The sequence below is a fragment of the Streptomyces blastmyceticus genome (assembly GCF_039521185.1).
Taxonomy (GTDB): Bacteria; Actinomycetota; Actinomycetes; order Streptomycetales; family Streptomycetaceae; genus Streptomyces; species Streptomyces blastmyceticus.
On record NZ_BAAABW010000028.1, the window covers coordinates 149,135 to 161,484 of the forward strand.

Annotated in this window: 12 protein-coding genes; 1 reads left to right on the top strand and 11 read right to left on the bottom strand. The window is 72.8% G+C overall.

All coding sequences use genetic code 11. From position 1 onward, the window contains the following. Positions 1-32: 32 nt before the first annotated feature. The 4 genes from ABD269_RS28345 to bldG all read right to left on the bottom strand — a co-directional run bounded on the left by ABD269_RS28345 (position 33) and on the right by bldG (position 4,574). Entirely contained in the window at positions 33-578 is a 546-nt protein-coding gene (locus ABD269_RS28345) for a small secreted protein (RefSeq protein ID WP_116213095.1), read from the bottom strand. Positions 579-817: 239 nt separating this feature from the next. Continuing rightward, complete coding sequence (locus tag ABD269_RS28350; RefSeq protein ID WP_344122433.1) at positions 818-3,208, bottom strand: sodium-translocating pyrophosphatase; 2,391 nt, start codon at positions 3,206-3,208, stop codon at positions 818-820. A 450-nt stretch (positions 3,209-3,658) separates the two neighbouring features. After that, a complete protein-coding gene (locus tag ABD269_RS28355; protein WP_344122435.1) occupies positions 3,659-4,114 on the bottom strand; it encodes an ATP-binding protein in 456 nt (151 codons plus the stop codon). A 118-nt stretch (positions 4,115-4,232) separates the two neighbouring features. Beyond that, entirely contained in the window at positions 4,233-4,574 is a 342-nt protein-coding gene (gene bldG / locus ABD269_RS28360; protein ID WP_030367299.1) for an anti-sigma factor antagonist BldG, read from the bottom strand. Between the two features lie 54 nt (positions 4,575-4,628). Between bldG and ABD269_RS28365 the strand changes: the two genes are divergently transcribed. Continuing rightward, a complete protein-coding gene (locus ABD269_RS28365) occupies positions 4,629-7,085 on the top strand; it encodes a DEAD/DEAH box helicase (protein ID WP_344122437.1) in 2,457 nt (818 codons plus the stop codon). 257 nt (positions 7,086-7,342) lie between these two features. On the opposite strand, the gene ABD269_RS28370 is transcribed toward ABD269_RS28365, so the two are convergent. The 7 genes from ABD269_RS28370 to ssd are packed head-to-tail and all read right to left on the bottom strand — an operon-like array spanning position 7,343 to position 12,287. Next, positions 7,343-7,669, bottom strand: a complete 327-nt coding sequence (locus ABD269_RS28370; protein WP_344122439.1) for an Rv3654c family TadE-like protein — start codon at positions 7,667-7,669, stop codon at positions 7,343-7,345. 7 nt (positions 7,670-7,676) lie between these two features. Continuing rightward, complete coding sequence (locus ABD269_RS28375) at positions 7,677-8,021, bottom strand: TadE family type IV pilus minor pilin (RefSeq protein ID WP_344122441.1); 345 nt, start codon at positions 8,019-8,021, stop codon at positions 7,677-7,679. After that, entirely contained in the window at positions 8,008-8,268 is a 261-nt protein-coding gene (locus ABD269_RS28380) for a DUF4244 domain-containing protein (protein ID WP_344122443.1), read from the bottom strand. Before ABD269_RS28380 ends, ABD269_RS28375 begins: the two co-directional genes overlap by 14 nt. A gap of 2 nt (positions 8,269-8,270) precedes the next feature. Next, complete coding sequence (locus ABD269_RS28385) at positions 8,271-9,089, bottom strand: type II secretion system F family protein (protein WP_344122445.1); 819 nt, start codon at positions 9,087-9,089, stop codon at positions 8,271-8,273. Next, positions 9,086-10,021: a type II secretion system F family protein gene (locus ABD269_RS28390; RefSeq protein WP_344122447.1), complete on the bottom strand. Its 936-nt coding sequence runs from the start codon at positions 10,019-10,021 to the stop codon at positions 9,086-9,088. The genes ABD269_RS28385 and ABD269_RS28390 overlap by 4 nt, the downstream gene beginning before the upstream one ends. After that, a complete protein-coding gene (locus ABD269_RS28395) occupies positions 10,018-11,175 on the bottom strand; it encodes a TadA family conjugal transfer-associated ATPase (protein WP_344122449.1) in 1,158 nt (385 codons plus the stop codon). The genes ABD269_RS28390 and ABD269_RS28395 overlap by 4 nt, the downstream gene beginning before the upstream one ends. Next, positions 11,172-12,287, bottom strand: coding sequence for a septum site-determining protein Ssd (ssd, locus tag ABD269_RS28400; protein ID WP_344122451.1), 1,116 nt, complete (start codon positions 12,285-12,287; stop codon positions 11,172-11,174). The genes ABD269_RS28395 and ssd overlap by 4 nt, the downstream gene beginning before the upstream one ends. Between the last annotated feature and the right edge of the window lie 63 nt (positions 12,288-12,350).

Genomic DNA, 12,350 nt, shown 5'->3' on the forward strand with positions numbered 1-12,350 from the left:
CCCCCCCCCCCCCCCCACCCCCCGCGCCCCCGCTACTTCTTCTGGCAACCGGGCTGCTTGGCCATCGCCTTGCCCACGTCCCCCGACTGAAGCTTCTTCAGCGCATCGTCGCTCTGGCTGCTGAGCTTCCCGATGTCCCCGCCGATCCCCTTGAGCCCCTCGGCGAACTTCGCCTTGTCCCCCGTGTCCAGCCCGTCGATCCGCTTCTTCAGCCCGGCGTAGGCCCCGGAGAGGTCGTTGAGCGCCTTGACGGCGTTCTTCTGGCTGGTCTCGCCGTCCTTCACCGGCGGGGCCCCGGCGTTCTCCACGCCACTGGCCAGCGACCTGTACGCGTCGGCGTTGGCCTGGAAGGCCGCGGAGTCGGTCTGCTGGACCTTCTTGGAGTCCTCTTCGGTCTGGACGCCCGCGATCGAGTGGTTGGCGTCCTGGATCTTCTTGACCTGAGGCTGCATCTGGTCGCAGACCTTCTTGGCCCAGTCGTCGAGCTTCTTGTTCCCGCCGTCGCCGCCGCCACAGCCCGTCAGCGCCAGGACGAGTGCCGCACCGCCGGACAGTGCAGCCACAAGCTTCTTGTTCACCGGATTGGTCCCTTCGATGGCTCCCGGCCCCGGAACTTACACGTCCGGGCCTTGCCACCTCGGAGCCGAGCGCCCCGTACGCCCCCTTTTGAAGCCATTTGCACCAAGAACGCCGTGGTGTTCGCCGCACCTTGATCCACTTCCTTGGGCGGCCTCGCCGGCACGGCGGGGCCCGACGGCGAACGGGCGGACAGCGTGCCCGGAGCACGCCGTCCGCCCGTGACCGGACCCGGGATCCGTCAGGACACCACCGCGGGATCCGCGGGGTGCGCCGCGCGCTCCGCCTCGCCGTCGTCGCCCACGGCGACGCCACGCCGCTTGGAGACGTAGACGGCACCGACGATGACGACGATCGCCAGCACCGCGACGCCGATCCGCAGGCCCCTGTTGGCGTCGGCCCCGTAGGAGAACTTGACCACCGCGGGCGCGATCAGCAGCGCCACCAGGTTCATCACCTTCAGCAGCGGGTTGATCGCGGGCCCCGCCGTGTCCTTGAACGGGTCGCCGACCGTGTCGCCGATGACCGTCGCGGCGTGCGCCTCGCTGCCCTTGCCGCCGTGGTGCCCGTCCTCGACCAGCTTCTTGGCGTTGTCCCAGGCGCCACCGGAGTTGGCCAGGAAGACGGCCATCAGGGTGCCGGTGCCGATGGCGCCCGCGAGGTACGAACCGAGCGCGCCGACCCCGAGCGAGAAGCCGACCGCGATCGGCGCCATGACGGCCAGCAGGCCGGGCGTGGCGAGTTCGCGCAGCGCGTCCTTGGTGCAGATGTCCACCACGCGCCCGTACTCGGGCTTCTCGCTGTAGTCCATGATCCCGGGGTGCTCGCGGAACTGCCGCCGCACCTCGTAGACCACCGCGCCCGCCGACCGCGACACCGCGTTGATGGCGAGCCCCGAGAAGAGGAAGACGACCGCGGCGCCCAGCACCAGGCCGACGAGGTTGTTGGGCTGCGAGATGTCCAGACTCAGGTTCATCTCCGTGGACTTCGCGTGCACCTCGTCGACCGCCGTGGCGATCGCGTCGCGGTACGAACCGAAGAGCGCCGACGCCGCCAGCACCGCCGTGGCGATGGCGATGCCCTTGGTGATCGCCTTGGTGGTGTTGCCCACGGCGTCGAGGTCGGTGAGCACCTGCGCGCCCGCGCCCTCGACGTCCCCGGACATCTCGGCGATGCCCTGGGCGTTGTCGGAGACCGGGCCGAAGGTGTCCATGGCGACGATGACGCCGACGGTGGTGAGCAGACCCGTGCCCGCGAGGGCGACGGCGAACAGCGCCAGCATGATCGAGGTGCCGCCCAGCAGGAACGCACCATAGACGGCGAGCGCGATGAGCACGGCCGAATAGACCGCCGACTCCAGGCCGATGGAGATGCCGGCGAGCACCACCGTCGCGGGACCGGTCAGCGAGGACTTGCCGATGTCACGCACGGGCCGGCGGCTCGTCTCCGTGAAGTAGCCCGTGAGTTGCTGGATCAGCGCGGCCAGGACGATGCCGATGGCCACCGCCACCAGGGCCAGCACCCGGGGATCACCCTTGTGCCCGCTGATGGCCGCGTCGCCGATGCCCTTCAAGTCCGCGTAGCTGGACGGCAGATACGCGAACACCGCCACCGCGACGAGCACCAGGGAGACGACCGCCGAGATGAAGAAACCGCGGTTGATCGCGGTCATCCCGCTGCGGTCGGCGCGCCGCGGTGCCACGGCGAAGATGCCGATCATCGCGGTGACCACCCCGATGGCGGGGACGAGCAGCGGGAAGGCGAGGCCCGCGTCGCCGAACGCCGCCTTGCCGAGGATCAGCGCGGCGACCAGCGTCACGGCATACGACTCGAAGAGGTCGGCCGCCATGCCCGCGCAGTCCCCGACGTTGTCGCCCACGTTGTCGGCGATGGTGGCGGCATTGCGCGGATCATCTTCCGGAATGCCTTGTTCCACCTTGCCGACCAGGTCGGCGCCGACGTCGGCGGCCTTGGTGAAGATGCCGCCGCCGACCCTCATGAACATCGCGAGCAGCGCCGCGCCGAAGCCGAAGCCCTCCAGCACCTTGGGCGCGTCGGCCTTGTACGCCAGCACCACGCACGAGGCACCCAGCAGGCCGAGCCCGACCGTGCACATGCCGACGACCCCGCCCGTGCGGAACGCGATCTTCATGGCCTTGTGGGAAACGGCCGTCAGATCCTTTTCGGGCTCGCCCTCGGCGGGGGTGGCCTCGCGCGCCGCGGCGGCGACCCGCACATTGCTGCGCACCGCGAGCCACATACCGATATAGCCGGTGGCCGCGGAGAAGAGAGCGCCGATCAGGAAGAAGACCGAACGCCCGATGCGCTGCGACCAGTTGTCCGCCGGCAACAGCATGAGCAGGAAGAACACGGCCACGGCGAAAAAGCCGAGGGTGCGCAACTGGCGGGCGAGATAGGCATTCGCGCCTTCCTGCACCGCCGCGGCGATCTTTCTCATGCTGTCGGTGCCCTCGCGCGCCGCGAGCACCTGCCGTACGAGCACCACGGCGACCCCGAGCGCGGCGAGCGCCACGACCCCGATCACCAGCACCAGCGTGCGATTGCCCCGGGTCAGCTCGGCCGCGAGATTCTGAGTGAAGTCCACCTGTCGAGGGGTAAGGGGCCCCGCCATTCGTCCTCCTTGACGTTTGGCACATGGGCGCGCGGCAGCACCGCGAACGCGGAACAGCCGCCACGCTCAGGCGTCCTGATCTCAAGATGGACGGATTGTAGGGAGCATGGCGAGATCAAAACAGAGCGCGGCAAACGGAACCGGCCTTACCGCGGTGAAGATCGAGTGAATGATCGCGCGGCAGAAGATCGCCGAGAAAGATCCCGAATGCGCGGTCGTAGATCCGTAAAGGAAAGATCGACGCGAGGAGATCGAAAAGGGCTCGGAAATAGACCCGCGGCTCATGCCGCACGGCGGAAATCCGCCCCCCGGCGCGAGGAGCTCGGGCCCGGCCCGGGGCGCGCCCAGCCCCGCCCGCGCGGCCGCACGCCGAAACGGGGCCCTCAGCAGGACCCCTGACGGTTACGCCGAATCCGGGACGGCCCGCTACGGCAATACGGTGACGGCGGGCTACGACAGCACGTGCGCCGGCGTCGTCGGCCAGCTCATGCGGATCAGGCCGCCGCTCTCGTCGGCGGAGACCTCGACATCGTCGACCAGGCCGCTGATCACGGCGAGACCCATGTCGTCCTCACCGTCGGCCCCGCCGTCGTCCTGAGCGGAGCCCGGGGCACCGCCCGCGCCCCGCGCGGCCGTGAGCGCCGCGGCGGACGGCCCTGGGGCGTCGTCCCCGACCTCGATGGAGAACTTCTTCTCGTCCTCGATCAGCACGACCCGCACCGGGCTGGTCACACCATTGCTGATGTGCAGCCCGACCGCACGGGAGCACGCCTCGCCCACGGCGAGACGGAGCTCGTCCAGCACGGCCTCGTCGACTCCGGCCCGGCGCGCCACCGCGGCCGCCACCAGCCGGGCGGTCCGGACATGCTCGGGAAGGGCACTGAAGAGCAGTTCGACGGTGGCCATGCCATCCCCCTCAGTCGTACGTGCCGCCTTCCCCTCTTCCGGAAAAGGGCGGACTCGCAGGGAGGGCCGGACCCTCGGGCCCGGATCCCCCCACGTGGCAGTCTTCCTGCGACGACCGTCAGTCGGTCGCCTGCACCGCGTCCTCGACCGAGGTGTGAATCGGGAACACCTTGGTGAGGCCGGTGATACGGAAAATCTTCAGAATGCGCTCCTGGTTGCAGACCAGGCGCAGCGAGCCCTCATGGGCTCGCACCCGCTTGAGGCCGCCGACCAGCACGCCGAGCCCGGTGGAGTCGAGGAAGTCGACGCCCTCCATGTCCACGACGAGGTGATAGCTGCCGTCGTTGACAAGCTCGACCAACTGCTCACGCAGCTTGGGCGCGGTGTACACATCAATCTCGCCACCGACCCGGACAACCGTACGGTCGCCTACGGTCTCGGTCGACAGGGACAGGTCCACGGATCCTCCAGCACCTTGCATCGAGCGGTCGCCCCCCATGGATCGGCAGCCGCGATGGCATTCAATCACTTACCGGCAGGCGTGCACGACGCCTTGGCGCCATTGTCCGCCACGCCAGTGACACACTCGGTGTCAATGGCCAACGATCAACTCCCGCCGGAGGCGGGCATACACCCCGCTCCCCGGACGGTCCTCGACAGGCTGACCGCCGGGGCCGACCGGGCTGCACGCATCACTCATACGGAGCACTTGCCCCCGCGTCCGGGACGTCATGCCCCCTGGCCCGAGAAGATCCGGCCGGAAGTGGTCGACGCCATCCGGCTGGCCGGCATCGAACGCCCCTGGGCTCACCAGGCTCTCACGGCCGAGCACGCCCTGCGCGGCGAGTCCGTGGTGGTGGCCACCGGAACCGCCTCCGGAAAGTCCCTCGCCTACCTCGCCCCCGTGCTGAGCGCCCTGCTGGACGGGGCGGAGGCCCCGAACGGCCGTGGCGCCACCGCCCTCTACCTCGCCCCCACCAAGGCCCTCGCCGCCGACCAGCGCCGCGCCGTACGGGCCCTGGCCGAGCCCCTGGGCAAGAGCGTCCGCCCCGCCGTCTACGACGGCGACACGCCCGTCGAGGAACGGGAGTGGGTGCGTCAGTACGCCAATTACGCGCTCACCAACCCCGACATGCTCCACCGCTCGATCCTGCCCGCCCACCCCAAGTGGTCCTCCTTCCTGCGCGCCCTGCGCTATGTCGTCATCGACGAGTGCCACACCTACCGGGGCGTCTTCGGCTCGCACGTCGCCCAGGTGCTGCGCCGGCTCCGGCGTGTCTGCGCCCGCTACGGCTCGTATCCCGTCTTCCTCCTCGCCTCCGCCACCGTCTCCGACCCGGCCACCGCCGCGTCCAGGCTCACCGGCGTGCCCGTGGCGGAGATCACCGAGGATTCCTCCCCGCGTGGCGAACTGGTCTTCGCCCTCTGGGAGCCCCCGCTCACCGAGCTCCACGGCGAGAAGGGCGCCCCCGTCCGCCGTACCGCCACCGCCGAGACCGCCGACCTCCTCACCGACCTCGTCGTCCAGGGCGTCCGCACGGTCGCGTTCGTCCGCTCCCGGCGCGGCGCCGAACTCGTCTCCCTCATCGCCCAGGAACGCCTGGCCGCCGTCGACCGCTCCCTCCCCTCCCGCGTCGCCGCCTACCGGGGCGGCTACCTCCCCGAGGAGCGCCGCGCCATCGAGCGCGCCCTGCACTCCGGCGAACTGCTGGGCCTGTCGGCCACCACCGCCCTGGAACTCGGCGTCGACGTCGCCGGTCTCGACGCCGTCGTGCTCTCCGGCTACCCCGGCACTCGCGCCTCACTGTGGCAACAGGCGGGTCGCGCGGGCCGCACGGGCCGGGGCGCCCTCGCCGTCCTCGTCGCCCGCGACGACCCCCTGGACACGTATCTCGTCCACCACCCGGAGGCCCTCTTCCGGCAGCCGGTGGAATCCACCGTCCTCGACCCGGACAACCCCTACGTCCTCGCCCCCCATCTGTGCGCGGCGGCGGCCGAGCTGCCGCTCACCGAGGCCGATCTCTCCCTCTTCGGGCCCGAGGCCCCCGGTCTCCTCACCCAGCTCGAAGGGCGCAAGCTGCTCCGCCGCCGGGCCGCCGCCTGGCACTGGACGCGCCGCGAGCGCGCCGTCGACCTCACCGACATCCGGGGCGGGGGCGGACGCCCCGTCCAGGTCGTGGAGGAGGGCACCGGGCGGCTGCTGGGCACCGTGGACGCCGACGCCGCGCACACCACCGTCCACGAGGGCGCGGTCCACCTCCACCAGGGCCGGACCTATCTCGTCCGCCACCTCGACCTGGAGGACCGCGTCGCCCTGGTCGAGCAGGCCGACCCGCCCTATTCGACGACGGCCCGCGACACCACCTCCGTCTCGATCCTGGAGACCACCGCCGAGATCCCCTGGGGGGACGCGCGGCTCTGCTTCGGCTCCGTCGAAGTCACCAATCAGGTCGTCTCCTTCCTCCGCCGCCGGCTCATCAGCGGCGAGGTCCTCGGCGAGTCCAAGCTGGACCTGCCGCCCCGCACCCTGCGCACCCGGGCCGTGTGGTGGACCGTCACCGAGGACCAGCTCGACGACGCCCGCATCCACCCCGAGGCCCTCGGCGGCGCCCTGCACGCCGCGGAACACGCCTCCATCGGCATGCTGCCGCTCTTCGCCACCTGCGACCGCTGGGACATCGGCGGAGTCTCCGTCCCCCTCCACCCCGACACGCTCCTGCCCACCGTCTTCGTCTACGACGGCCACTCGGGCGGGGCCGGCTTCGCCGAACGCGCCTTCCACACCGCCGCCGAGTGGCTCACCGCCACCCGCGAGGCGATCGCCGCCTGCGAGTGCGAATCCGGCTGCCCCTCCTGCGTCCAGTCCCCCAAGTGCGGCAACGGCAACGACCCCCTCGACAAGAAGGCCGCCATCCGCCTCCTCACCCACCTCCTGAAGGGCGCCCCACCGAAGCCTCCCGAGGAGGCGTGAGAAACTCCCGCTCCTCCGCACCCGCGTAACGGCCCCTCAGGAGCGCTCCCGGGCCGCGAGCGCCCTTGGAGAGAGGCGGGAGCAGGGGACCGGCCTGAGGCGACCTGCGCCCTCCTCCCTGAGGCCGCGCCACCAACCGGACCCCGAGCCTCCTCCGGCCGACCCACGAGACACCACCCGGCACGGCTCACGGCTCACGGCTCACGGCTCACGGCTCACGGCTCACGGCTCACGGCTCACGGCTCACGGCTCACGGCTCACGGCCAAGCATCCCCTGTCGCCGGGCCCGCTCGCGAGCGGACTCGCGCTTCGTACGGGCCCGCCCTGGCCTCGGCGGACACTTCGGCGTACTCACCGCTCACGGCGCAGCGCACCACCCTCGTCTGCTGGGCCATCGCCACCCGCCGAGCAAGACCGCACGCTGCCGGCTCGCCTTCGAGGGCGTGGTCGGCGGCCGCGAGCACCGCCAGGTCCGCCGCCCCTCCGGCCCGGTGACGGGCCTCGATCGCCTGCCCCATGGCCAGCACCACCGCGAACACCGCGCAGAACGCCGTGGCGGCCACCGCCACCCATACCGTCGCCATGCCGCTGTCACCCCACGGTCTCTTCCGCAAGGGCCACCGCCTCTCCTCCCAGCCGGACCGCCAGCGGGCCCGGCCCCGCGGCCCGGGCGTCGACGCGCACCCGGACCAGGTCGCCCTCCCTGGCCAGAGCGACCGTCGCGCCCTCGGGCGCGGCGGCCCTGGCCGCGGCGACGGCCACCGCAGGAGGGTCGGACCGGGCCGCCGCCCGGGCCCCGGCCCTCGCCGCGTCCACGCACTGGATCTGCGCGGACGCGGCCATCAGCCCCCAGATCAGCGCCATGCCGAACACCGTCAGCGTCGGCAGCACCACCGCGGCCTCCGCGGTCACATAGCCATCGTCAGAACGGCGCATGGAGCGCCTTCTCGATCAGCCCCTGCAACGCCGCGGTGACGGCGCCGCTTGTGACCACCTTGTAGAGCACGGCGGCCAGGGCGCAGGCCGCGAGCGTGCCGATGGCATATTCGGCCGTGGACATCCCCGCTTCCGCACCGGCCCCGGACCGCGCCCTCACCCGCCTTTCCTGCCATGAACGGAAATTCGACCACCACGACATCGCCGACACCGTCATCACTGCTTCCCCCACTTTCGTCTCACGCATCGTCAATTGCCTTTCAGGAGTCCGCCTGCGAGCCCGATCACCACGGGCACCACGCCGACCGTCAGGAACGCGGGCAGGAAGCACAGCCCCAGCGGGGCCGTCACCAGGACGCCCGCGCGCCGGGCCCGTATGCCCGCCGCCCGGCTCCGCTCGGCGCGCAAGCGGGCCGCGAGCCGGGACATGGGCTCCACCGCGGGCACCCCAGTCGCCTGCGCGCGCTCCAGGCAGTGCGCCAGGGCCTGGGCGCGGGGGAGGGCTCCGACACGGCTCCAGGCCGTGGCGGGCTCGCCCCCGAGCCGGACCTCGGCGGCCGCCTGGGCCAACCGCTCGCCCACCGGCCCGCCGAGGGAGGCGCCCACTGCCTCCGCCGCCTCCCTCGGCCCCGCCCCGGCGGCGAGACAGGCGGCCATGAGATCGGCGGCGAGCGGCAGTTGCCTCTCCACCTCTTCGGCCGGCACCGCCGAAGAAGTGACGCCCGGACCGTCGCCTGCCCTGCCCGTCCGCCGTCGCACCCGCCACATGCCGTACACGGCGGCGAGTCCCAGCCCCCACCCGGCGATTCCTCCGACGAGGATGGGACCAGCAGCGGCCGCCCCCGCCATCGGCCACCACCGACGGACCCCGGGAAGCCGCTCCGCCCACGACCGCAGCGACCCCACCGCCCGTCCAGTAACCTCCGCCTCGCGTCGGCCGAGCAGGGACGCGGCCCTCCTTCGCGCACCCCGCTTCCCGCGGGCCGCCTTGAGAGCCGCTGCCGCCCCCGCGAGCCCGGCGCAGAGCGGCATCACCATCCACAGGCTGTGGATAACATTTCCACTCACCGGATCCCCCTCCGCTCCGAACCCGGCACGGCATCGGGCCCCGCGCCCTGAACTCCGGCCGCGCCACGCACGATCCGCCCCGTCCAGGCGAGCCCGGCGCCCTCGAGCGCCCCGCCGATGCACAGACAGCCCAGGCCCACCGGCGTATGCAGCAGCACCCTCAGCGGAGCGGCCCCGAGCGCGCTGCCCATCAGCAATGCCAGAACGGGAAGCACCGCGAGCATCACCGCGGTGGACCGGGTACCGGCCAACTGGGCGTGCAGCTCCTCTCGTTGATCGCGCTCCGCGCTCAGGGCCGCCGCCACCCGCTCCAGCCCGGCGGCCAGTCCCGCACCACCGTCGACCGCGACCTTCCAGCACGCGGCCACGCCCTGCAGCCCCTCGGCCCCCGGCAGTCGGCCCACCGCGCGCAGGGCCTCCGGAACGTCCCCACCGAATCGCGCCGCCGCCGGAACCACAGCCCATTCCCGTCCCAACTCCCCCGGCACGGCACCCGAGAGCGCCTCGGCGGGCTGCCGACCCGCCCTCAGTTCACCCGCGACGCCGCCGCACAGCTCGATCACCGCCGCTTCCCGTCGCTCACGCTCATCCCGCGCCCGCCGGGCACGGAGCCATCTCCGCACGAGCGGCATCGCCGCCACCGCGGCCAACAGCGGCAGCACGGACTCCCCCAGCAGGGCCAAGGCGCCGCCGACCGGGAGGCAGGCCAGCTCGCGCCGCTCCCGAACCAGCCGCCGCAACCGACCGGCCCACACATCGACCCATTCGGGCAGCCCGAACCCAACGGGCCCCACCTCGCCCCCACCGGCGAACAGCAGTCTGGCCCGCCGGACTTCCTGGTCCGGCCGCGTCATCGACCAGGCCATGACCAGCGCTCCCAGCGCCACCGCCGACCCGAGCCCGGCGTGGGGCACCGCCGCGTAGGCCGTCATGGCGCACACCCCCCGCGCTCGCACAGCTCCGCCAGCCGATCCCAGCCGCGCGCCCGCTCGAACCCCTCCGGACCGCGGACGGCCGCCGGCACGGTCGTCACGAACCCCGCCCGGTCGCGGTCCAGCACATGCACCTCGGCGACGCGCCGCAGCCCTCCTCGCTCCCGGACGAGATGGATCACCACGGCCAGCCCCGCCGCCAACTGGCTGTGCAGCGCGGCCCGGTCGAGACCCGCCGTGGACCCGAGGGCCTCCAAGCGGGCCGGGACGTCCGCCGCGGCGTTCGCGTGGACCGTGCCACAACCTCCCTCGTGCCCCGTGTTCAACGCGGCCAGCAGGTCGGTGACCTCGGGGCCCCGGACCTCGCCGACCACCAGCCGGTCCGGGCGCATCCGCAGCGCCTGGCGCACCAGATCCCGCAGGGTGACCAGGCCGATTCCCTCTTGGTTCGCGGGCCGCGTCTCCAGCCGCACGACATGCGGATGGTCCGGCCGCAGCTCCGCCGAATCCTCGGCCAGAACGATCCGCTCGTCCGGGGCCACCAGCCCGAGCAAGGTCGTCAGCAACGTCGTCTTGCCCGAACCGGTTCCCCCGCTGATCACGAAAGAGAGCCGTGCCTCCAGCACTGCCCGCAACAGGCGTTCACCGCCCGGCGGAACGGTCCCCGCGGCCACCAGATCGTCCAGGGTGAAGGCGCGCGGCCGCACCACCCGTAGCGAGAGGCACGTCGAGCCCACGGCCACCGGAGGCAGCACGGCGTGCAGCCTCGTCCCGTCCGGAAGCCGGGCGTCCACCCACGGCCGGGCGTCGTCCAGGCGCCGCCCGGCGATCGCTGCGAGCCGCTGCGCGAGACGGCGCACCGCGGCGGCGTCGGGGAAGGTCACTCCCGTGCGCTCCAGGCCGGAGCCCCGGTCGACCCATACCTGATCGGGTGCGGTGACGAGCACATCGGTGACCTCCGGTTCGGCGAGCAGCCGCTCCAACGGTCCGGTGCCGACCAGCTCGGACCGCAACCGGGTGACGACACCGAGCACTTCGGCGTCCCCCAGCAACCGCCCTTCGCGGCGCAGCGCTTCGGCCACCCGGGCCGGTGTGGGCTCCGTACCGCTCTCGGCGAGCCTCAGCCGCACGGCGTCCAGCAGCTCGGTGCTCATGGCGAGACCCCGCTGCCGTCGACGGTCAGCCGGCCCCAGAACTCCGCGCAGAACCGGGCGAGCGGTCCACGGTCGGAGCCCGGCGGGCGTCCGGCGGCCAGCGCGGCGGGCAGACCGGGGTCCCCGGGCAGCTCACCGGCGAGCGGCAGGCCGAGAAGGCGGGCGATCTCCTCGCCGTCGAGCCCGGACCCGCAGGGGCCGCGGACTACCGCCCTGAGGTCGCCGAGCACCATCCCCACCGTGGACGCGACGCGCTGCGCCGCCACCACGGCGCGCAGCTCCGCGGGCACCACCAACAGGCCCATGTCCAGCTGCCCGAGGGCCTCGACGGCGGCATCGTCGAGCCGCCGCGGCAGGTCGACGACGACCACCCCTCCGCGCCTGCGCGCCGCGCCGAGAACGGCCCGCATCGCGTCGGGCGGCACGCTCGCACACGTGCCCCTGTCCCAGCTGAGCAGGCGCAGCGCGTGCAGCTCGGGCAGCGCCTCTTCCAATGCCTGGCCCGCCACCCGGCCCCGCGAGTCGGCGAAGGCCGGCCAGCGGAGCCCTTCCGCCTTCTCGCCGCCGAACAGCACGTCCAGTCCCCCGCCCAGCGGGTCGCCGTCGATGAGCATGGTGCGCCGCTCGGAGCGGGCCGCGCCGACGGCGAGGGCGCACGCCAGCGTGCTCGCTCCCGCTCCGCCCCGGCCGCCGATCACCCCGACGGTCAGGGCGGGCCGCCCGCCCTCCTCCACGGCGTCGGCGATCCGGTCGACCAGCCATGCCTCGTTCTCCGGCAGCAGGGCGACGCCGCGGGCGCCGAGCTCCACGGCCCGCCGCCAGATGCCGGGGTCTTCCTGGTCCCTGCCGACGAGCACGACCCCTTCGCCCTGGGCCGCGGCGGCGTCCTTGCCGAGGCGGCCCGCGCAGTCGTCACCGACCAGGACCAGGGGTGCCCGCTCCCAGGCCCCTCTGCGCGCGGGCATTGTGTGCGCGACCTCGGGCACCGCTCCGGCCGCGGCGCAGAGCCGCAGGAGATCGTCGAGCAGCGCCTCGTCCTCCGCGACGATCAAGGGTCCGGCCCGTCTCGCCTCGGCGGCGGGCGGCCAATCGGATGCACTGGATCCGGCCACGATGTCCTCCCCGTCCCACTACGCGCTCTCGCTTCCACGAACATCGCGGAACAGCGCGGGGAA